The organism is Actinomycetospora sp. 2LY8.5, from assembly GCF_057180585.1.
Window position 1 is genome coordinate 60,186 of sequence record NZ_JBXUHE010000023.1, and the last position, 21,864, is coordinate 82,049.

Annotated in this window: 20 protein-coding genes; all 20 read right to left on the bottom strand. The window is 70.6% G+C overall.

Annotation, left to right across the window (positions count from 1 at the left end; all coding sequences use genetic code 11):
- Positions 1-6 precede the first annotated feature (6 nt).
- Positions 7-1,197 (bottom strand): thiolase family protein, encoded by a 1,191-nt coding sequence (locus AC2A1K_RS22100; protein ID WP_483898485.1) that lies wholly within the window; start codon positions 1,195-1,197, stop codon positions 7-9.
- A gap of 60 nt (positions 1,198-1,257) precedes the next feature.
- On the bottom strand, positions 1,258-2,457 hold the full coding sequence (locus tag AC2A1K_RS22105; RefSeq protein ID WP_483898486.1) for a CaiB/BaiF CoA transferase family protein: 1,200 nt from the start codon (positions 2,455-2,457) through the stop codon (positions 1,258-1,260).
- Entirely contained in the window at positions 2,454-3,464 is a 1,011-nt protein-coding gene (locus AC2A1K_RS22110) for a TIGR03619 family F420-dependent LLM class oxidoreductase (protein ID WP_483898487.1), read from the bottom strand. Before AC2A1K_RS22110 ends, AC2A1K_RS22105 begins: the two co-directional genes overlap by 4 nt.
- Before the next feature lie 69 nt (positions 3,465-3,533).
- Positions 3,534-4,346 carry a VOC family protein gene (locus tag AC2A1K_RS22115; protein WP_483898488.1) on the bottom strand — a complete coding sequence of 271 codons (813 nt, stop codon included), beginning with the start codon at positions 4,344-4,346 and terminating at the stop codon, positions 3,534-3,536.
- Between the two features lie 37 nt (positions 4,347-4,383).
- A complete protein-coding gene (locus tag AC2A1K_RS22120; RefSeq protein ID WP_483898489.1) occupies positions 4,384-5,625 on the bottom strand; it encodes an FAD-dependent monooxygenase in 1,242 nt (413 codons plus the stop codon).
- 58 nt (positions 5,626-5,683) lie between these two features.
- Positions 5,684-6,157 (bottom strand): nuclear transport factor 2 family protein, encoded by a 474-nt coding sequence (locus AC2A1K_RS22125; protein WP_483898490.1) that lies wholly within the window; start codon positions 6,155-6,157, stop codon positions 5,684-5,686.
- A gap of 30 nt (positions 6,158-6,187) precedes the next feature.
- On the bottom strand, positions 6,188-7,225 hold the full coding sequence (locus tag AC2A1K_RS22130) for a nuclear transport factor 2 family protein (RefSeq protein ID WP_483898491.1): 1,038 nt from the start codon (positions 7,223-7,225) through the stop codon (positions 6,188-6,190).
- A complete protein-coding gene (locus AC2A1K_RS22135) occupies positions 7,222-8,871 on the bottom strand; it encodes an FAD-dependent oxidoreductase (protein ID WP_483898492.1) in 1,650 nt (549 codons plus the stop codon). The genes AC2A1K_RS22130 and AC2A1K_RS22135 overlap by 4 nt, the downstream gene beginning before the upstream one ends.
- Positions 8,872-8,923: 52 nt before the next feature.
- Positions 8,924-11,332, bottom strand: coding sequence for a xanthine dehydrogenase family protein molybdopterin-binding subunit (locus AC2A1K_RS22140; protein ID WP_483898493.1), 2,409 nt, complete (start codon positions 11,330-11,332; stop codon positions 8,924-8,926).
- The gene (locus AC2A1K_RS22145; protein WP_483898494.1) at positions 11,329-11,895 is read right to left on the bottom strand and encodes a (2Fe-2S)-binding protein; all 567 of its coding nucleotides are present in this window, start codon (positions 11,893-11,895) and stop codon (positions 11,329-11,331) included. The genes AC2A1K_RS22140 and AC2A1K_RS22145 overlap by 4 nt, the downstream gene beginning before the upstream one ends.
- Positions 11,892-12,782, bottom strand: a complete 891-nt coding sequence (locus AC2A1K_RS22150) for an FAD binding domain-containing protein (protein WP_483898495.1) — start codon at positions 12,780-12,782, stop codon at positions 11,892-11,894. Before AC2A1K_RS22150 ends, AC2A1K_RS22145 begins: the two co-directional genes overlap by 4 nt.
- 50 nt (positions 12,783-12,832) lie before the next feature.
- Complete coding sequence (locus AC2A1K_RS22155) at positions 12,833-14,230, bottom strand: FAD-dependent oxidoreductase (RefSeq protein ID WP_483898496.1); 1,398 nt, start codon at positions 14,228-14,230, stop codon at positions 12,833-12,835.
- Positions 14,231-14,370: 140 nt separating this feature from the next.
- Complete coding sequence (locus AC2A1K_RS22160; protein ID WP_483898497.1) at positions 14,371-15,159, bottom strand: enoyl-CoA hydratase/isomerase family protein; 789 nt, start codon at positions 15,157-15,159, stop codon at positions 14,371-14,373.
- A complete protein-coding gene (locus AC2A1K_RS22165) occupies positions 15,156-15,911 on the bottom strand; it encodes an SDR family NAD(P)-dependent oxidoreductase (protein WP_483898498.1) in 756 nt (251 codons plus the stop codon). Before AC2A1K_RS22165 ends, AC2A1K_RS22160 begins: the two co-directional genes overlap by 4 nt.
- A complete protein-coding gene (locus AC2A1K_RS22170; RefSeq protein ID WP_483898499.1) occupies positions 15,908-17,134 on the bottom strand; it encodes a CaiB/BaiF CoA transferase family protein in 1,227 nt (408 codons plus the stop codon). The genes AC2A1K_RS22165 and AC2A1K_RS22170 overlap by 4 nt, the downstream gene beginning before the upstream one ends.
- Positions 17,131-17,652, bottom strand: a complete 522-nt coding sequence (locus AC2A1K_RS22175; protein ID WP_483898500.1) for a MaoC family dehydratase — start codon at positions 17,650-17,652, stop codon at positions 17,131-17,133. The genes AC2A1K_RS22170 and AC2A1K_RS22175 overlap by 4 nt, the downstream gene beginning before the upstream one ends.
- A 3-nt stretch (positions 17,653-17,655) precedes the next feature.
- Positions 17,656-18,543: an HpcH/HpaI aldolase/citrate lyase family protein gene (locus tag AC2A1K_RS22180; protein ID WP_483898501.1), complete on the bottom strand. Its 888-nt coding sequence runs from the start codon at positions 18,541-18,543 to the stop codon at positions 17,656-17,658.
- Positions 18,543-19,709: an acyl-CoA dehydrogenase family protein gene (locus tag AC2A1K_RS22185; RefSeq protein WP_483898502.1), complete on the bottom strand. Its 1,167-nt coding sequence runs from the start codon at positions 19,707-19,709 to the stop codon at positions 18,543-18,545. Before AC2A1K_RS22185 ends, AC2A1K_RS22180 begins: the two co-directional genes overlap by 1 nt.
- A gap of 36 nt (positions 19,710-19,745) precedes the next feature.
- The gene (locus AC2A1K_RS22190) at positions 19,746-20,876 is read right to left on the bottom strand and encodes an acyl-CoA dehydrogenase family protein (protein ID WP_483898503.1); all 1,131 of its coding nucleotides are present in this window, start codon (positions 20,874-20,876) and stop codon (positions 19,746-19,748) included.
- Positions 20,877-20,988: 112 nt separating this feature from the next.
- Positions 20,989-21,741 (bottom strand): FadR/GntR family transcriptional regulator, encoded by a 753-nt coding sequence (locus tag AC2A1K_RS22195; protein WP_483898504.1) that lies wholly within the window; start codon positions 21,739-21,741, stop codon positions 20,989-20,991.
- Positions 21,742-21,864: the final 123 nt, after the last annotated feature.

Genomic DNA, 21,864 nt, shown 5'->3' on the forward strand with positions numbered 1-21,864 from the left:
TCTCGGTCAGAGCCGCTCGAGAATCGTCGCGTTGGCCATGCCGCCGGCCTCGCACATCGTCTGCAGGCCGAAGCGGCCGCCGCCGTCCTCCAACGCGTGGAGCATGGTGGTGAGGAGTCGAACCCCCGAGGCGCCGAGGGGATGGCCGAGCGCGATCGCTCCGCCGCGGGGGTTGAGTTTGGACGGATCGGTGTCGAACCGGCTCGCCCAGGCGAGGGGGACCGGGGCGAAGGCCTCGTTGACCTCGTAGTGGTCGATCTCGTCGAGTGCCAACCCGGACCTCTCCAGCACCTTCTGCGTCGCCGGGATGGGACCGGTCAGCATCGTGACGGGGTCGTCGCCGGCCAGTCCGAACGAGTGGAACCGGGCACGGGGACGGAGGCCGAGCTGGGCCGCCCTCTCCTCACTCATGATCAGCACGGCGGCCGCTCCGTCGGAGAGCTGCGAGGAGTTCCCGGCCGTGATGTGCCACTGCGCCTCGGGGAACCGCTCGGCGTACGCGTCGAGACGGAACGACGGACGGAGGGAGCCGAGATCGTCGGCGGTGGTGCCGGGCCGAATCGTCTCGTCCTCGACGACGACCGTGCCGTCGGGCAGGGTGACGGGGACGATCTCGCGCGTGAAGTCGGCCGCGGCGGCCCGCTCGTGCGAGGCCGCGGCGTACTCGTCCAGGGTTTCGCGGTCCAGTTTCCAACGGGCCGCGACCAGCTCGGCGGACACGCCCTGCGGGATGAGACCTGGTGCGTAGCGCGCGGCGACCGATGGGCCGAACGGATCCTGACCCATTCGGGCCGACCCCATCGGCACGCGGCTCATCGACTCGACACCGGAGGCGACGACGATGTCGGCCGCGCCGGCCATGATCGACTGTGCCGCGAAGTCCGCCGCCTGCTGGCTCGAGCCGCAGGCGCGGTGCACCGTCACCGAGGGCACGGTCTCCGGCAACCCGGCGGCGAGCCAGGCATAGCGCCCGACGGGGCCGGCCTGCTCACCGGCCTGGCTGACGCATCCGGTGACCACGTCGTCGACCGCAGCGGGGTCGATCCCGCTCCGCTCGATCAGCTGGCGTATCACCTGCCCCAGCAGCTCGGCGGGGTGGAGCGGGAACAACGCCCCGCCCGGACGGCCGTCCCTTGGGGGCTTGCCCTTGCCCATCGGTGACCGCATCGCGTCCACGATGACGGCACTGTGTGACATCCTGCCTCCTCCGGGCCCGCCGGGCCCGTTGCGTCGTGGATCGGGGGACAGCGGCGCCGCTCAGCTGATGACGCCGCGATCCCGCAGCTCCTCGAGCTCGGCCGCCGAGAAGCCGAGCCCGTCGGTCCCGAGGACCTCGTCGGTGGCGCTTCCGAGGGGCCTGCCCGTGTGCCGCACCTCCCCGGGCGTGCCCGAGAGGCGGGGAACGACGCCAACGATCCGCATCGTGCCGAGATCGGGGTCCTCGACCTCCAGGACCATGTCCCGCGCGCGCAGGTGCGGATGCGCCGCGATGTCACGGGCGGTGAGAACCGGGGTGCCGGTGGTTCCGGCGTCGTCGAACAGCCGCTGCACCTCGTCGAGGGTGTGGCGGCTCATCCAGTCCTGCACGTGGGCGTGGAATTCGGCGCTGTGGCGCGCGGCCCCCTCGGTCGTGCCGAGCGGATGCGACTCGGGCAGGCCGACGAGGTCGAACAGCGCCCGGCGCGTCCTGGGAGTGGCCGCCGAGACCGAGAAGTAGCGATCGTCGGCAGTGCGGTAGACGTTCACCGTGACGTTGGCCGGGTTCTCGTTGCCGACCCGCCCCAGCGTCCAGTCGAGCTGGTCGTCGACGGGCAGCTGCTGCTCGAGCATCCGCATCAGGCCCTCGGGCATCCCCATGTCGACGACCTGGCCTTTCCCCGTCCGGTCCTTGGCGCGCAGCGCGACCATGGCCCCGAAGGCCGCCCAGATGGCCGCGGACGTGTCACCGAGGGACGCCGAGCTGTGGCTCGGGGGGCCGTCCGCGGCGCCGTTGAGGTGAGCGAACCCCGACGCCGCCTCCCCGAGCCGCCCGAAACCGCGTCGGTCGGCCATCGGGCCCGTCTGCCCCCACCCGCTGACACGGACGATCACAAGACCCGGGTTGACCGATCCGAGGAGATCGTCGGGGCCGAGACCCCACCGCTCCAACGTGCCCGGCAGAAAGTTTTCGACGAGGACGTCGGCCCGTTCGAGCAGTCTGCGGAGGATGTCGTTCCCCTCCGGCGTCTTGACGTCGATGCTGATCGGCAACTTGTTGCGGTCGCTCGTCTTGGACCAGAGCCCGACGCCCCGGTGCGGGAACATCTCCCGCAACGGGTCCGGCCTCGAGGGGCTCTCGACTTTGATCACCGTGGCGCCGAAGTCGCCGAGCGCGGTGGCCACCATGGGCCCGGCCACGAGCTGGCCGAGGTCCACGACGACGAGTCCCTCCAGCGGGGCGCTTCCGGATCGGCTCATCGACCGTCCTCCTCGACGGACGCCCCCGTGAGGACACATGCTCGGCGGCGGTCCGCCGGGTCCAGGTGCGGCAGCACCCGCTCGCCTAGCACGTCGAGTGCTCGCAGCAGGTCGGGCAGCGGATCACCCTCGTGAAGGTTGAGGACGAGGTGGTGGACGCCGAGGTCCGCGTAGCGGAGCAGTTCCTCCACCAGGTGCTCTGGCGGGCCCTCGATGTGCGGGGGGAGGTCCTGGTACTCGCCCGGGCCCGTCGGGGTCTCGTGCACGCGCACCTCCCGAGCCAGCCGCACCCGGATACGACCCGACATCGTGAAGCCGTCCAGCGACCGCCCGGCGTCCTGCGCCGCCGCCTCCAGACGTCGGATGTGCCCGCGCATCGCCTCCGCGTCGGTGGCCGACGGCTGCCACGCGTCACCGCGCCGCACGGCGCGCGCCACGGCCGCGTCGGAGTTGCCCCCGATCCACACGGGCAGGTGGTCCTGCCGGGGTCGGGGACGGAAGAAGGCACCGGAGAACCGGGAGCGCCGACCCTCGAAGTCCGGCTGGTCGGTCCGTTCGACCTCGCGCAGCAGGTCGATCAGATCGTCGACGGCAGCGCCCGTCCCCACCCGTGGGATGCCGAGAGCTTCGAACTCGCCCCGGACATAGCCGGGACCCACGCCCACGAGGACGCGCCCGTCCGAGAGCTGGTCGAGGGTACTGAGCATCTTCGCCGTGACGACGGGGTGCCGGTAGGGCACGACGATGATCCCGAAACCGATGAGCACGCTGCCGGTCAGGGAGGCGAGGTAGCCCGCGCTGACGAAGGGGTCGAAGAGGTCGCCCGCGTATTTGGCCCGCTCTGGTGACTCACCGGGCCGTTGATGCTCGGGGCCGGACGGCCAGACGATGTGGTCCCCGAGCCAGAGCGAGTGCAGGCCGATCTCGTCAGCCTTGACGCCGACGGCCCGGAGGGCGTCGCGACCGACGGGCCTGCTGATGTTGCCGGCGGGGATGCCGATCTTCACTCGGATGAGCTCCTCGTCGAAGGGTGCGGCCGCGCAGCGGCAGGGCGCCGCCCGGTCCGTGGCTGGGTGTCAGAGGTGGGGGCGAACCTGGATGAGGTTCATCGAGGGGTCATGCACGTACAGGGCGCGTCCTGCCGTGTGCGTGTCCGACTCCGTCAGGGTGAAGGGGATGTCTTGGTCGGCCAGAGTGGATGCGACCTCGTCGAAGTGCCGAACGGTGATGGCGAAGTGACCCTGGAGCGTGGGGTTCACCGGGCCGCGCACGGCAGGGTCGGGTCGGGTCACGCGCACTCCGAGCCGTCCGGTCCCCTGCTCGGGAAAGGCCGCGAGCGCCTCGTCCTCGGTCACGGAGTCGGTGCGCAGCCCGATGGCGTCGCGCAGCCAGGCCGCCACCTGGGCCACGTTCAGCGCGGGGATCGACACGTGGTCGAGCAACCACACGGCGTCCTCGACCCCGGTCGTCGAGCGAGCCGGGTCGGTGACCCCGCAGACCTCGATCAGGTTGCCGTCGGGGTCCTGGGTGTAGAGGCGGGCGAAGCCGGCCGGCCCCCATTCCCGCGGCGGCATGTATCCCCAACCGAGCCGCTGCAGCCGTGCCTCGACCACGTCCAGATCCGCAACGTTCACCGCCGCGTGCGGAGCGGTCGGGTTGTGCTCGAACCCGGGGAACGTCGCGTGGAAGTTCCGGATCGTCTGGATCAGGTGGATGCTCGATCCCCGCGCGTCGAACAGCATGGCGATGCGGTCCTGGCTGATCGGATTGTCCGGGTGCGGGGCAATGACGACCGGCGTCGGGTGCATCCCGAACACGTCGCCGTAGAAGGCCTTGCTGGCATCGAGATCGTGCGCGGTGATCGCCGCGTGGTCGATCGACCAGTTCATCGTCGGTCCTCCTGCTCCGGTGATCGGTACGCCTGGCTCAGGCTCCGCGGCTGGTGGCATACCACCCGGTCCCGCTGGTCCGCCGGAACCAGTCGGCCATCGCCTCGGGCGACAGGCCCTCCCAGTCCGGCGTCTCGTTGATCATCTGATCGGCCATCGCGACGCCCAGGCGCTGTACGCGTGCGCTCTCCCGCACACGCTGGTCGTCGAACCGGGCCAGGGCCGCCTCGATCGAGTCGCTCGTGCGCAGCGCCTCGACGAGGGCGAGCACGTCCTCGAGGCCCTTGGTGAGCCCGCTGCTCGCGACCGGTCGGGCGACCGTGGCGGCGTCGCCGAGGAGCGCGACCCGGCCCCGGACCATGGTGTCCACGGTGACGTCGACGATGGGCGCCTGCAGCGTCGTCGGCGTCCTCGTCACGATCTCGGCCATCAGGGGCGGCAGGACCGCGCGCGCGTACCGGCGGAGATAGTCGGTCTGCGGACCGTTCAGCCCGCCGAACCGGATCGCCCGCGGGAAACCGTCCTCGTCGGTCTCACCACCCGGGTAGTCGAACCGGCGCAGGGTGTCGTAGAGGATCCACGTCATCTCGAGGTCCTCGGGCGCCCCGCCGTCCACTCCTTCGGCCCACCAGAACCCGCCGTGTCCGGACTCGAAGACCGCCAGGCTGATGGCGTCCGCGGGTACCGGCGACAGGTCGAGACCCAGATCCCGGGCACGCGCCCAGCCCCGCCAGGCGACATGACCCGCGAAGGTGCGCCGCGCCTCGGGAAAGCACAGCGCACGCACCTCGGAGAGGTAGCCGTCGGCGCCGAGCAGGAGATCGAACCGCTCCGAGCCGGCGTCCTCGAACCGTGCGACGGCCTGCCCCCCACCGGGATCGATGCCGACCACCGTCGTGCCGGCGCGGTAGCTCCCGTCGGGGACCCGCGCCCGGAAGTTCGCGAACAACGACCTCCAGTTGTTCACGGTCATCGTGAAGGGCTCCTGCTCCCACAGCAGGCGGCCCGTGGGCGCCTCGCCGTCGCGGATCGTCCAGACCCGGCGACAGAGATTTATGCCCGGCATGGTCGAATCGACGAGCCCGAGAGCCTTGAGCCGGCGCGTGAGGTCCGTGGGCATGCCCAGGCTGGACCCGCGCCCCGCGAGCGTCCGCGACGAGCGCTCCATCACCGTGACGTCCGCGCCGTGGGCGCCCAGCAGGGCCGCTGCCGCGCAGCCGACCAGGGATCCGCCGACGATGCCGACACGCATCCCCTGCAGGCCACGAGCCGGGTTCACCGCCGATCACCCTCGGAGGCACCCGCCGCGACCACTCGAAACGGCGCGGGCGTCGCGCTCATACGCCGACCCTCCTGATCGGAGTCTGGTGCACCAGATGGAAGTTGACGATCCCGGCCGCGCGAAGCTCCCGTCGGGCGAAACGCCAGCCCTCGTCGGTGCGCACCAGTTCATCGTGGTACTGCCCGAAATAGTGCCCGTCGGGTCGGTCGTCGGTGTATCGGTGCCACGCGTAGGCGACCGACCGAGCTGTCGCGCTCGCGGCCCTTGGCCCGAAATCGATGACGATGTTCGAGAGGTGGTGGCTCGTGGCCGCGAAAACCGTGTCGAGGCCGCCGAGCGCCTCGCGCAGGGCGGCCCGGCCCTCGGCGCCGAGAGCCGGCCCATACACGACACGGCAGTCCTCGGTGAACAGCGCCGCGACCGCATCGGGCTGGTTCATGTCGAAGTAGAACGCGTAGTCGAACAGTAGCCGGTGAACCCGTTCGGTCTCGGCCAGTTCGATCAACCGCGCCTTCGTCGGTTCCGGCATGTTCATGGTCCCTCCCCGGCCTCGTCGGGTTCACTCCTTCCGCTCCGCGCTGGGGCGCACGTGACCTGACATGTCTCCCGTCCCGTCGGTCCGGATCAGACGCTCTTGGAAGGACCAGCCGTGCGGACCGCGCACGAACCGGTCCTGGTAGGTCCCCTGGTAGATGATCTGCGGGGCCCGGAACGGCACGGCCTGGACGACGGTGATGTAGGACCGGGCTCGGGCCGTGGTCCCCGCGTCGTCGACGTCGACGACGACGTTGGACACCGTGTGCCGGGTTCTGGGCACGCCGTCGTAGAGGACGACATCGGCGAGAAAGGACCCAAGCTCGGCGGGGCCGCGCAGCGGGGGCTCGTCGTCGAGGCGCCACGTTCCGTCCCGGAACAACCGCGCGGTGGCCTCGAAGTCACCGGCGTCGATGCTCCAGCAGTAGGTGGACATCAACCGGCGAATCTCGTCCTCGGCAGCGATCCGCTCCAGGTCGACGGTGGAGACCTCCCGGCCACCCTCGCCCCGGCCGCGGCGAAGACGGGAGAGGAATGCGCGGATCCGCGCCGCGACCCTCCGCGGTAGGCCGTCTCGGCGCTGCTCCGGGACGTGGACGGGCGCCGGCCCGCCACCCGGGACGGTGGTCGACTCAATCTCGCGCTTGAGGTTGGCGCAGAGCTTCTCGCCCAACTTGGGCAGCACCGGGCGGGCCATCGCCTCCATCATCTCGGCCATCGGCCCGCTCCCGGTCAACGACAGGCTCAGCACCATGCGGGTCTGCTCGTCGTCGATCGCCTCGGCCTCGTAGGTCCCGTTCCCGGTGATCGGTTCGGTGACGCCGGTGAGCTCGAACGCGACCCGCTTGGGGCCGATCCACTCGGTCACGTGGACCTCGAGGCGGACGGTGCGGACAAGTGCGCCCAGTCCGACCTTGACGGTCCACACCGAGTCGTTCTCGTTGAGTTCCTCGAAGCTGTGGAACCCGGGGAACTGTTCGGCCCACGCCGACATGTCCCTCACGTAGTCCCAGACATCGGTGATCGGGCGGTCGACGGTGGCGACCTGCTCGACGGAGATCACGAGGAGGCTCCGACGGCGTGCCGGGCCGCGAGGTGACCGAAGACCAGTCCGCGGCCGTTGGCCAGCCCGCTCTGATACCCGGCGCCGATGTCGCGCAGGGCGACGGAGTTCCCGGCGGCGTAGAGGCCCGGGATCGGGCGGCCGTCGTAGTCGAGCACGGCACCGTGGCGGTCCGCTTCGAGTCCGGACGACGAGATCCCGGTTCCGATCATCTTCACGGGCACCGCGTAGAACGGGGGCGCCACGAGGTGGCCGAGGTTCGGGTTGGTCGGGTGGCCCTGGGGGTCGCCGCACATCAGGTGCGACCACGGCCGGTCGCCGCGGCCGAAGTCGCGGTCGGAGCCCTCGTCGACGAACGTGTTGAAGCGGGCCACTTCCGCGGCCAGACCCGACGGGTCGATGCCCGCCTTCTCCGCGAGCTCCTCCAGTGTGTCGGCACGGAAGGCGATCTCCTCGGGCAGCTCCTGGCCCGGCATGAACGAGCCGAACGGATACTTCCGGCCGAACTGCGAATCCTGGATGATCCAGCACGGCAGGTTCAGCGGCCGCTTGTTGATCGCATCCACGATCTCGACCGCGGCCCCGACCGCGGGGTAGAACGCCTCGTCGGCAAACCGCTTTCCCTGCCGGTTCACCAGGATCGCGTGCGGGAACCCGGCCTCGGTGAGCCCGATCCGCCACAACGGCTCCCCGTCGTGCTCCTCACCCGGGACGTGAAACCCGAGATTCGGGACCTGGGGCACCTGGATCACGCGAGCGCCCAGACGGCCGGCGATGCGTAAATGGTCCCCGGTGACCGAGGGCGGCGTGGCGGAGACGTAGTCGGGGCGGCGGTCGAACCGCTCGACGAACTCCGGTGACCACTCGTAGCCACTGGTCGCGAGCAGCACCCCCCGCTGCGCGCCGACGAGCACCTCGCGGCCATCGTGCTCGGCCCGCACGCCGACGACCCGGCCGTCCTCCATGATCGCGCCCGTCACCGGCGTCTCCACCCGGAGGTCCACCCCGCGGTCCACGGCCGCCTTGACCAGCCACCCAGCCAGCCCGTTGCCGAGGCATCGCTCGTCGTTCTGGATCCGCTCGGTCATGACCGACAGGTCCCAGTTCGCCATGTTGGCCGCCCCACCCTGCCCGAACAGGTCGTCGTGGGTGACCCCGGCCGGTGTGTGCGGCGACATCCGCACCTTGTCCTGCCACTCCCCCAGCTTCTCGGCCCGGAAGGGCTCGACCTCGAGGAAGCGGCCCTCACGCAGGGAGTCGCCCGCCGCCGGGTAGTAGTAGTCGGCGAAGTCCTTGACGATCTTCCACGGGACGCCGACCGTGTCCTGGAACCATCGCAGGATCGCCGGGGCCTGCTCGGCGTAGACGCGGGAGAGCTCGGGATCGGTGTACCCGGCACCGAGCCAGGTGACGTAGCGCAGACCGCTCTCGATGTCGTCGGCGATGCCCGCCGCGTCCTCGAGGTGGTTGCCCGCGACCCACACCTCGCCCCAGGAGTAGGCGGTCACACCGCCGAGCTGCGGCGCCTTCTCGAGGACCACAGCGGACATGCCCTGCTCTACGGCGCTGATCGCGGCGGCCAGGCCGCCCGCTCCGGAGCCGACGGACACGAAGTCCACGGTCAGGTCCCAGTCGTGCTCAGTCATGATGTGTACTCCAATCGTGTCGCGGTCCTCCTCCCGGAGGACGCCGACGAGGTCAGGCGGGTGCACCCGCCCGGATGGCCGAGAGGATGCGGACCGGCGTCATGGGCGCCTGGTCGACGACCGCGCCCCAGGGACGCAGCGCGTCCTCGAGGGCGCAGGCCACGGCCGCGGGTGCCGCAAGGCGGCCTCCCTCACCGGCACCCTTGATCCCGTAATGGGTGAACGGGGAGGGGGTCTCGTGGTGCAGGAGGTGCATCTCCTCCGGCACGAGACCCGGCGTGGGGATGGGGTAATCCCCATAGCTCCGCGTCAGGCAGCGACCGTCGGGGTCGAAGGTGATCTCCTCGGAGAGCGCCGCCCCGATGCCCTGCACGATCCCACCGCGCAGCTGCCCGTCGAGCAGTGTCGGGTTCACGACGGTGCCGCTGTCGTTCACCGCGAGGTAGAACGGGATCCGCACTCCCCCGGTGGCCTCGTCGACCTCGACCACGCAGATGTGACATCCGTGTCCGACGATCGGGTAGAAGGCACCGAGACTGCTGCCGTCCGGAGACGGTTTCTCGCTGTAGGGGTGGTCGTAGACATAGCTCGCCTTCAGCCCTGTGCGCATGCCCTCGGGCAGGTCGAGGCCGAAGAGATTGGCCGTCGCCGCGATCTGGGCCAGGGGGACGGCGACCGACTCGTCGTCGCGCACGACGACCGCACCGTCGCGGTACTCGAGCTCGCCCTCGTCGACGCCGAGGATGTGTGCGGCGATCGCGACGGCCTTCTCCTTGACCACGCCCGCGGCGCCCGCCACGGCACCGGCGATCATCACGGTGAGCCTGCTCCCGGACGCGCCGGGACTGACCACGCCGCTGGTCGAGTCCGCCTGCTGGAACACGACCTGCTCAGGGTCCACGCCGAGCTCCTCGGCCACGACCTGGGCCGCGACCGTGCGTGGACTGTTGCCCACGACGTTCGCCCCGAGGGTGAGGTAGACGTCGGCCGCGGCGTCGACGGAGAGCTCGACGGCCTCGGGGGTGCTGGTCATGGGGAACGCCGGATCCTTGTCGAGCATCCACACCTCGGTGTTGGCGTACACCGAGCGCTCGTTCGTGGTGACGAGACCGAAACCGATCGCGCGGCCCGCCTCGCGCAGCGTCGCCACACGCTCGCGCCACCAGCGTGTCCGTTCGTGGCTCACGGCGAGCTCGAGCACCGCGGGGTAGGCGCCGCTGTCGTAGAGGTTGCCTTGCGGGGTCCGGTACGGGAACTGCTCGGGCTGGATGAGGTTGCGCCGTCGCAACTCCACCGGGTCGATGGCGAGTTCGGCGGCCGCGGCGTCGACGAGGCGTTCCAGCAGGAAGTTGGCCGGCTCGGAGCCCGCTCCGCGAAACGACGACTGGGTCACCTTGGTGGTGAGCACCGCCTGGGCCGCATAACGAAGGCTGCGGATGTCGTAGGGCCCGGTCGGGCAGGCCAGCGCGTTGGCGTGGGTCAAGGTCCCCCAGAAGCAGTAGGCGCCGAAGTCGTCGGTGACGTCGATGTCGAGGGACAGGAACCTCCCCTCGGCGTCGAGCGCCAACGCCGCGTCGTAGTACCGGTCACAGGCGTGGTTGTCCGAGGAGGCCATCGACTCGTCCCGGTCGTCGATGTACTTCACCGGCCGACCGGTGATCTTGCTCAGTCCTCCGGCGACGCAGATGTTCTTGGCGATGACGACCTTGCTGCCGAAGTTGCCGCCGTTGGGGCACTGCACCAGCTTCAGCAGCCGCGACTCGGTGCCCAGCATCGCCGCGAACGTCGCCGCGAACTGATTGGTCATGTTGGCGTTCGACCACACCGTCGTCTCGCCGGTGCCGCGCCGCACGTCGACCACGGCACCCGCGGTGTCGAGAGGCTGCGCGGACATCCGGTTCCACCGGATCCGGCGGCGCACGACGTGGGCGGCGCGGGCGAAGTCGTCCGCCACCGGCCCGAAGCTGCGGTCCAGCGACCAGGCGACGTTGTGCGGGAAGTCGTCGTGCAGTCGCGGCGCCCCCGGGTCCTGCGCGGAAAACGGGTCCGTGATCGCCGTCAGGACCTCGTACTCGACCTCGACCAGCTCGCAGGCGTCCTCGGCCTCGGCGCGCGTGCGCGCGGCCACCGCGGCGACCGCCTCGCCGTGGTAGCGCACGGTGTCGACGGCCAGCGCGTGCTGGACGACAGGGCGGCTGGCGAAGCTCGGCATCGGCCCGACCAGCTCGGCGAGCTCCCGGCCCACCACGACGCCGTACACGCCCGGTGCCGACTCGGCCCGGGTGGTGTCGATCGAGACGATGCGCGCGTGCGCATGCGGGCTCCGGTGCACGGCCGCGTGCGCCATCCGGGGACGGACGACGTCGGCGACGAAGACCGCGTCGCCGGATAGGAGTTCCGGATCTTCCAGTCGCGGCGTGTCCTTCCCGATCCACGTCCGCGCCGGGCGTCCGGGGCTCATGACATCACCTCGACGGTGTCGGGGCGGTCCGCGTCGAGGAGCCCGCTGCCGTCCTCGGCGGGGGCGGCGGGCTCGTCGACGTAGCGCCCCCTCCGGCGTGCCACCTCGGTCATGGCGGCACGGATGCCCGCGTATCCGGTGCACCGGCACCGGGCCGACGCGAGCGTGCGGTCGATCATCGCGTCGTCGACGCGGTCGTTCTTCTCGACCATCTCCCGGGTCAAGCAGAGGTAGCCCGGGGTGCAGAAACCGCACTGCAACGCGTGACAGGAGCGGAAAGCGGCCTGGATGTCCCCCAGCCCCCCGTCCCGGTCGGCCATACCCTCGACGGTGTCGACCCGCGAGCCTGCGACCTGCACGCCCAGCGTCAGGCAGGACCGGACCGTGTCACCGTCCACGAGGACGGTGCATGCGCCGCACTGGCCCTGCTCGCAGCCGAGGTGCGTACCGGTCAGACCCAGTTCCTCGCGCAGCACCTCGCCGAGGGTCTGGCGGGGGCTCACCCGGGCCTCGGCGGGGCTGCCGTTCACCGTGAACGAGATCGTCCGTCTCTCGGGGCTCATGGCCGTGCTCCTGCTTCGACGAGGTCCTGGGCGTGTGCGCGGGTGAGCGCCGCATCGACGGCGCGCTTAACGGCGTGGAGGGCGACGTGCTCGCGGTAGTCCGCGGGGGCGAGCAGCGACGGCGCGGGGTCCAGCGGCCCCAGGGATTCCCGGGTGACCCAGGCCCCGGCAGTGTCGGTCACCCGCCGGCCGATGAGTGACTCCTCCAGCCCGGCGGCCCTCACCGGGCGCGGGCCGACCCCGCCGAGGGTGACCGCGGCGCGCTCGACGACCCCCTGCGGGGCGTCCACGAGGACGGCGGCGGTGACGATCGGGTCGCCGTGATGACTGACCTCGTGGAAGCCGTGGACCGTGGACGCCGGCCACGCGTCGAGCCTCACCTCACGCAGGAGTTCACCGGGCTCGAGCGCGGTGCGGAAGGGCTCGACGGCGAGGTCCTGGAGCTTGATCGTCCGGTCACCCTCGACGCCGCTCACGACGACCTCGCCGCCGTAGGCCAGGGCCGCGGTCGGTACCTCGGCGTTGGGGTCGGCGTGCGCGAGGGAGCCCGCGACCGTGCCGCGATTGCGGACGGCCACGTTGCCGACATGGCTCACGGCCTCCAGGAGCAGCGGGTGGCTGCGCCCCAGGTCGCCGGAGCGCAGGACGTCGCAGAACCGCACCCCGGCACCGAGCACGGCCCGTCCTCCGGGTGCGGCGCACATCCGGAGCCCGGACACACCGGCGAGATCGATGAGGAGGTCGACCCGCACTGCGCGGCGGGCGAGGTCGGCGAGCAGGCTCTGACCACCGGCGAGGTAGCGGGCGCCCGGCCCCCGGTCGTGACCGAGCCGGACCGCCTCCGCCACGGTGCCGGGGGTAGCGTGGTCGAACGGCGCTGACTTCATCGCAGACCTCCTCGTCTGGTCGGGCCGGCGGTGGCCGGAGCGAGCTCGGATCAGACCGAGGCGCCCTGCAGGGACGGCGCGGATGCCGCGACACGGCCCGCGTGCCGCCCGAAGACCAGGCAGTTCGCGAGCGAGTTGCCGCTGCCGAGGTAGGCGTCGCCGAGGACACCGCCGACGCACTCCCCCGCTGCGAAGAGCCCGGGCACGGCCCGCCCGGCGGTATCGACGACCCGCGCGTCGGCATCGGTGCGGGGACCGACGGCGGTCACGCCGAGCTGGATGAGCCGTAGCTCCGTGGCGTAGAAGGGCCCGCTGGAGATCGGCCTCATCAGGTGGCCGGGCTTGCGGTACTGCGTGTCCGCGCCCCCGGCGGCGTCGGCGTTGTAGCGCTCGATGGTGCTCTCGAGGACATCGGGAGGGAGCCCGATCTCCTCGGCGAGGCCCCCCACCGTGTCCGCCCGGCAGATCCGGCCGACGGCGACCATGTCGTCGATCACCGGCTCCACCCAGTCCTCCCAGGAGATCCCCGGCAGGTCCACCTTCTTGGCGGCACCGGTGGATCTCGGCTGCGCCGCGCGCTTGCTCGCCTCGTCGAACAACGCCCACACCGGTCGCGGCTGGGCCCGCATGAGGAGCTCCATGACGTTGTAGGCCGAGGTCTCGTCACAGAACCGGCGGCCTTCCGCGTTCACTGCCACGAGCCAGCCGGGCAGGTACGGCTCGAGCTCGGTGGAGAAGCGGGGGCGGACCGTGAGCTGGCAGCGCCCGTGCCCGACGATCTGCGCGTCAAGCGGCGCGACCAGGTCGAACACCGCGCCCTGCGCGGTGTCACCGCCGACGTACCAGATCCAGTCACCCTCGCGCTCCCACGCCTGGGGCAGGAGTGTCCGCAGGAGCTCCCGGTTCGCCCCGAAGCCACCGGTCGCGAGCACGACCGCGCCCGCCCGGACCTCCTCGTCCCCCTCAGCCACCCCCGTGACCCGTCCGCGCTCAGCGCAGAGCCGGTCGACGGAGCGACCCAGGGCGATCTCGACACCCGGCAACCGGCGCACGGCCGACGTCAGGACCTCGACGATCTCGGCGGCTTCTCCCACGGGCATGTGCCCCCGCGGTACGGCCTCCCCTCCGGAGTAGAACACCTCCTCGTGAAAGCGCACGCCGAGATCCGCGAGCCAGTCGACAGCCGGGCCCGCCTCCAAGCACAGGCGCTCGACGACCGCGGGCTCGAGGAGCCAGTGATTCACCGCCGCGTAGTAGTCCCGCAGCTCCTCGGGCGTGCCCTCGATGCCCAACCGTCGTTGCTGGCGCGTCCCCGAGGCCATGATCAGTCCCGACGACAGCCGGCTGGACCCACCGATACGGTCAGCGCCCTCCACCAGCAGGACAGATGCTCCGGCCTGCGCCGCCTCGTAGGTGGCGCACAGTCCCGCGATCCCGCTGCCGACCACGACGACGTCTGCGTCTGCGTCTGCGGCTCTCGAACCTTCGTTCCTCACGGTCACCGTCCGGTCGTCGAGTCAGACAAACTATGTTCATAATAACTAGAATTTGGGTGTGACTCAAGACATCCGCTCCGATTCGCGCCAGGTCACTGTGGTGGCGGGAAATCCGGCGCGCGCTTCTCGAGAAAGGCGCGTGCGCCCTCCAGCATGTCCGCGCTGCCAATGGCCTGCACCAGCATGCCGACGCCCGAGCTGAAGGAGTCCCGCGCGGCGCTCCACCAGATGTTGGAACTGATCTTGGCAATCTCGAGATAGCGCGGCGACAGCGCCGCGAGTTCGGCGACCGTCTCATCGACGGCCGCGACGAGCTCGTCGCCGGGGACCACCGCGTTCACCAGCCCCATGGCGAGCGCCTGCTCGGCCGTGTACCGACGGCACAGCAGCGCGAGCTCCTTGGCGCGCTTCTCCCCGATCTGGATGCCCATCACGTTCGTCGCACCCGTCACCGGTGCACTGCCGACCCGGGGCCCGGTCTGTCCGAACGTCGCGGTCGACGAGGCGATGGCGAGATCGCAGGCCACGACGAGCTCGTTCCCGCCGCCGGCCGCGGGGCCGTTGACGGCTGCGATCACCGGTCGGGGGCAGGCGCGGATCGCGTCGAAGAGCCGGAGGGATCCTCGGTAGAGGCCCCGCATCGCGGTCACGTCGGGCTCCGACAGGTTGTCGAGTGCTCCGCCCGCGCAGAACGAACCCGGCACTCCCGTGATCACCACGGCTCGGCTGCTGGTGGCCCCGTCGAGTGCGGTGACGATCGCCTGCGCCATGGCCGGGTCGTAGGCGTTACGCCGGTCCGGCCTGTTCAACGTGATCCACATGGCGTCCCCGCGCCGCTCGACGAGCACGTCGCCGGCGGCGCGCTCGGGGCCGCCGGTCACGGCTGGCCTCCGTCGACGGTGATCACGGCGCCGGTCGTGAAGGACGCCCAGTCGCTGGCCAGATAGAGGGCGGTGCCGACCACCTCGGCGGGCTCGCCGCCACGTCCCAGCGCGAAGGTCGCCGCTCGACGCGCGAACGCCTCCTGGTCCCACGCCTTGCTCACGTCGGTGAGGAACGTCCCGCACATGATCGCATTGACGCGCACCGACGGCCCGAAGGCGTGTGCCAGCCCTCCGGTCACCGCGTTGAGCCCGGCCTTCGCCGCCGCGTAGGGGACGATGTCGGCCCGGGGCCGGACCGCCCCCGTGCTGGTCACATTGATGATCGAACCGCCGGCGCCCTCCGCCATCCGCGTGCCGACCACGGACGCCAACCGGAACGGACCTTTGAGGTTGACGTCGACGACCTTGTCGAACAACGCCTCGGAGACCTCGACCACGGCGTCGTAGCGCGGGGACATCCCGGCGTTGTTGACCAGGACGTCGATCGATCCGAACTCGGCGCAGGCCCGGTCGACGAGGGCGTCGAGCTCGACCCAGCGCCCCACGTGCGCGGCGACCGGGAGGGCGGCCCGGCCGGTGCGCTCGCGCACCTCGGTCGCCACCTCCTCGCAGCTCGTCAGCGAACGGCTCGCGATCACCACGTTCGCGCCGGCCGCCGCGAAACCGAGGACGATCTCCCGGCCGAGCCCGCGACTGCCTCCGGTGACCAGCGCGGTCCTGCCCGCGAGGTCCACGTCCGGCGGGCTCATGCGGCATCAACGGTCGTCGTTCCGACGACGGACGCCGTGTCGAGCGCACCGACCTCGTCGGCAGACAGACCGAGAAGGGCGCTGAGCACGCCGTTGGTGTGCTCTCCCACCGCAGGCACCCCGTCGTAGCCCGGACCCGCGTGGTCACCGACGTGGGCGACGGGGCCCGGGACGAGCGCGTTCCCGAGCACCGTGTTCGTTAGCCCGACGAGCGTGCGCTCACGGAAATGAGGGTCCGCGACGATGTCGCCGGCGTCGTTCACCGGTGCGGCCACGACCTCGTGCGCCTCCAGGTCGGCGAGGACGTCGGCCCGGGGGCGCTGCGCCACCCATGAGCTGACGTGCTCCTGCAGTGCATCGTTGTTGCTGATGCGGGCCGTGTTGGTCGCGAAGCGCGCGTCCTCCGCGAAGTCCGGACGCCCCATCGCGCCGAACAGGCGCATCGCGACCGTCTGGTTGGACGCCGCGATCGACAGCCACCGACCGTCCGCCGCCTGGTAGATCCCGCGTGGCGAGGCCGACCCGGAGCCGTTCCCGATGCGCTGCTGGATTCGTCCGGAGGCGGTGTAGTTCACGATGATGTCGCCGAGGATGAACATCAACGGCTCGTAGAGGGCCACATCGACGACGGTGCCGCGCCCGCGCACCGTGCGGCCGTACAGCGCGGTCACCGTGCCGAGAGCAGCCGCCATCCCGGCGATCGAGTCGGCGAAACCGAACGGCGGCGACGTCGGTGGTGTCTCCGGCCAGCCATTGATGTAGGCATAGCCGCTGGCCGTCTCGGCGACCGTGCCGAACCCCGGACGCCGGCGGTACGGTCCGGTCTGCCCGAAGCCGGAGACCCGCGTCATCACGAGACCGGGGTTCTCGGCCGCGAGGACCTCGTAGCCCAACCCCCACTCCTCCATGCGGCCGGGCCGGAAGGACTCCACGACGACATCGACGCGCGCGGCCAGACGACGCACGAGGTCGCGCCCTTCGTTCCGGCGGAGATCGATCGCCACGGACTCCTTGCCCGCGTTGATCCGGGCGAACCCGACGGACAGACCCTCGTGCTGTGGGGTCCACTGCCGGGCGAAGTCCCCGTCTCCGGGGGCCTCGACCTTGATCACTCGAGTTCCAAAGTCCCGCAGCATGCGGCCCGCCGTCGGCGCGGCGTACATGGTGCCCAGCTCCAGGACCGTGACTCCGGCGAGCGGCGCCGGTTCCGGGTTATCGTTCACGCCGTCGACGCCCCTTCCCGTCGCTCGCGCCCGGTCGAGGCCCCGACCTCGGGATTGCTGCCGCCGTTCTCGGGTCGCTTGGCCATGAGCCCGACGCGCGTGCATCTCATGATCAACTGATCGTGCTGGTTGTAGCCGCGGTGCTCGAACCAGACGACGCCGCTGTCGGTCCGGCTCTCACTCTCACGCTTGCGCAGGATCGTCGTCTCCCCGCGCAGGGTGTCGCCGTGGAAGACCGGGTTCGGAAACGTCACCGACTCGTAGCCGAGGTTGCCCAGCGTCGTCCCGAACGTCAGCTCCAGAACGTGGAAGCCACCGACAAGGGCCAGGGTGAACAGGCTGTTGAACAACGGCCGTCCGTGGACCGTGCCCTTCGCGAACTCGTGGTCCAGGTGCAGCGGCTGTGTGTTCATCGTCAACGACGTGAAGAGCACGTTGTCGCTCTCGGTCACGGTCCGGGTGAACGGGTGTCGGTACGTCCGGTCCACCTCGAACTCCTCGAAATACAGACCTCTCACGGCTCAGCTCCCTCCCGCCGTCAGGCTGTGGGCGTGAGCGAGCCAGTCCCTCGCCGTGTCCACATGTGCCTTGTCGATGTGCACGCCCCGATATCGCACCGCGCCGTCGCCGGAGGCCGCCGCCGCGTCGTAGGCGCGCAGCAGCCCCTCGTGGAACTCGATCTCCGCCGTCGTGGGGGTGAAAGCCTCGTTCACCACCGGAACGTGTGCGGGATGGATCGCCACCATCCCCCGGAACCCGAGCTGGCGGCCGTGCTCGGCGAACGCGCGCAGCCCGTCGAGGTCGTCGAGCCGCTCCCAGAGACCGGTCAGCGGGTGGATGCCCGCCTGCCGGCACGCGAGAAGGATCCGGCTGCGCAGGTAGAGCGTCTCCTCGCCGCCCGGCGTCCACCGGTACCCGACGGCACGAGCGATGTCCGCGTGCTCGGCGGTGGGACCGATCATCGCGCCGACCCGGGGCGAGGCCGCGGCGATCTCGGGTGCGTTCTGGATCGCGTCGACCATCTCGACCGGAACGATGTACTCCAGCCCGGTCACCCCGTTGCGGGCTTCGAAGTGGTCCAGCAGCGCGTCGTAGCGCAGGACGTCGGTCGCCCGGCGAATCTTCGGCGCGAACACCCCGTCGAGCCCCGGGACGACCACGGCCTCGAGGTCGGCGCCGGTCATCCGCGTCTCCAACGGGTTGACGCGCACGAGGAGCCCGACCCGGTCGTCGATCTCGCGCACACGGGCGATCGACTCGGCGACGGTGGCGCGTGCCCCGTCTTTGAGGTCCGCGGGAACGGAGTCCTCGACGTCGAGCACGATGGCGTCGGCGCCCGCGGCGATGGCCTTGTCGATCCAGCCGGGCTTGTGGCCGGGGACGAACAGCAGCGAACGAAAGGGCTTCATCAGTAGCTCCGCGGCAGTCCGAGCACGTGCTCGGCCGTGTAGTTGAGCACCATCTCCTGGCTGATCGGTGCGATGCGCATGAGCCGCGCCTCGCGGAAGTAGCGCTCCACGTGGTACTCCCGGCCGTAGCCGAATCCGCCGTGCACCTGCACCGCAACGTCGGCGGCGTGGAACCCCGCCTCCGCGCAGAGGAACTTCGCCGCATTGGCTTCCCGCCCGCAGGCCGAACCCCGATCAACGAGCCACGCGGCCTTCATCGCCATCTGCTCGGCCGCGTCGAGCCGGATCTGCGCGTCGGCCAACTGGAATCCGATGCCCTGGTTTCGACCGATCGGACGACCGAAGACCTCGCGTTGCTTCGCATACTGCGTTCCCCGGCGCAGCGCTGCCTTCCCGATCCCGAGGGCGGCGTTGGCGCTGATGACGCGCTCGGCGTTGAGCCCACCGAGGATCGCGCGGAAGCCGTGGCCGACCTCCCCGACGACGTCCTCGTCGGGAACGAACAGGTCGTCGATGAACAGCTCGTTGGTGTCGACGGCGTTGCGCCCCATCTTCGGGATGGGGCGGATCGTCACGCGATCGCGATCGATCGGGGCGAACATCAGGGTCAGGCCCGCCGTCCGCTTCCCTCCGGGTTCGCGTGGACTCGTCCGAGACAGGAGCAGCATCCGTTGCGACTCCTGGGCCTTGGTGATCCAGACCTTCTTACCGTTCACGAGGTAGCCGCCGTCGACCTTCTCGGCGACGGTGGAGATGTTGGTGGTGTCCGTGCCGGCATCGGGTTCGGTCACCGCGAAGGACACGTGCAGGTCCCCGGTCACGGCCTCGGGCAGGAAGCGCTTCCGGAGCTCCTCCGAGCCGTGCTCGATGATCGGATGGAAGCCGAAGACCCCGATGTGCACGGCACTGCAGCCACCCATTCCCGCGCCGGATGCCGCGATCTCCTGCTCGACGATGGCGGCCTCGGTGACGCCGAGCCCGCCGCCCCCGTACTCCTCCGGGATGGTCAGGCCGAGCCAGCCGGCGTCACGCACCGCGTCGTAGAACTCCCACGGGAATACGTGTGATTCGTCGTGCTCCATCCAGTAGTCGTCCGGGAATCTGGCGCACAGGGCGCGGACCGCCGAACGGAAATCGGCATGGACGGTGTCGTCCGTGAAGTCCACGTTCGGACTCCTTCCCTCGGACCGGTACGGTCCGGGTCAGCTGTGGGGGCGGGTGAGGGTCTTCGCGAGCTGCCCGAGCAGCACCTCGGTGCCGCCCTCGTAGACCCGCATCGGTCGGGCGTTCCGGTAGAGGCGCTCGATGGTTGATCCTCGGATCAGCCCGAAGCGGCCCATCATCTGCACGCAGCGATCGACGACGCGGCCCGCTGTCTCGGTCGCCGCGACCTTGGCCATGGACGACCAGTGGAGCGATCCCAGGGGGTCGGAGGCGGCCCGGCTCGCGGCGCGGTAGGTCAGAAGGCGCGCCTGCTCGATCTCGGTCCAGCAGGTCCCGAGCATCTGGGGGATCGGCCCGAGGCGCGCCAGCGACGTCCCGAACTGCTCACGGGAGGTGACGTGGGCGAGGGCCTCGTCCAGCGCCGCCGCAGCCAGGCCGACAGCAGAGCCCGCCACCGATACGCGGAAGGTGGCGAGGGTCTGCAGGGCGAGAGGGAACGCCTGGCCCGGCTCTCCGACCCGTGCGTCGGCGGGGACCCGGACGTCCTCCAGCACGACGTCGCCGATCACGTGCGGGGCGATGAGCTCCGGACCCCCGTCGATCCGGACCCCGGGGGCGTCGACCGGGACGTGCACGAGGGAGTAACCGGCACCCTCCTTCGCGAGCACTGTCGCGAACGCGGCCGCCGGGGCGTTGGTGATGAACGACTTGTGCCCGTTGAGGACCAGTTCACCGGCCGATTCCTCGACGGTCGTCGCGACGGCCCTCAGGTCCGACCCGACCGCCGGCTCCGTCAGAGCGAGCGCAGCCACCGCTTCCAGCGACAACACACGCGGCAACCACTGTTCCTGCACCCGCGGCGCCGCCGCGACAGTGAGGGCGTAGCTCCCGATGCCCTGCATCGCGAACAGCGAGTCCAGGTGGGCGGACACACCGCCGAACGCCTCGCGCACCACGGTGACGGCGAGTGGGTCGACGACCTCCTCGGATCCGCCGTGGGCCGCCGGGACGGTGACACCCAGCAGCCCGCTCTCGCAGAGCGCGTCGCGCATCACCGGGTCGACGTCCATGGCCTCGTCGGCCTCCGCCGCACGCCAGCGCACCTTCTCGGCGACGTCGCGTGCCCGCGTCAGGAGCTCGTGGTGTCTCTCGGAGAGTTCGAACGCCATGGGCCCTCCCGGTCCGTGCCGACATCACTGCCGCCCTGATACCAGGGTAAACATAATCATATTTTCGCGGCAAGAGCTCTCCGGTCCCCGGGGGAAGACCCCCGGTGGGTGGTCATTGCCAGTCGATGACCTCGCCGCTCAACTCGGGCCGACGGCGACGCACCCACTCGGCGTACTGCAGCATGTGGTCCCGCATGAGGCGCTCTGCGTCGTCGGCCCGGCCTTCGCTGATCGCCTCGGCGATCGCGACGTGCACCTCGAGCACGTGCCGTCGCTCGTCTCGCGGGGAGAGGGCCTTGCTGACCTGGTCTCGAAAGATGTCCTCGAGGGATACGCTCATCAGGTTGAGCATGGGGTTGCCCGACATGGCCGCCACGGTGCGGTGGAAGTCCTTGGTCGCGTTGAAATAGACGTGATCGTCGTCGGACTTCGTGGTGTCGGGGTCCGGAAGCGTGCCGGCGAGCTCCTGGCCCCGGCGTTCCGCGGCGAGTCGAGCCATCATCGGCTCCAGAACCAGCCTGGCGTCCATCAGCTGTTGGAACGTCATCCCACCGAGGTGGAAGAACAGCGTCGACATGCGCCCGAAGCTCCGGGTGTCCACGTCGACGACCATCGGGCCACCGTTGCGGCCCGGCTTCATGACGATGATCCCGTGCACCTCGAGGATGCGAAGCGCCTCGCGGAGCGAGCTGCGGCCGACCCCGTAGTCCTCCAGCATCTCGGCCTCGGCGGGCAGCAACGTCCCCGGCGAGATCCCCCGCGCGACGATGTCGTGGACGATCTCCTGAGCCAGGGCTTCGGCGACCTTCGCCCCGCGTTTGATCCGACGGCGGGACGTGGGCTGGTCTCGCTCGGGCAGAGACATCAGCCGTCGCCCACGACCGGCGCACGGCGCTCGCCTCGGGCGCGACCGACGACGTCGGCCGCGCTCCCTGCCAGCACTTCGATCGCCCGCCCCTCGTGCCCAAGACCGACCGTCGATCCCCGA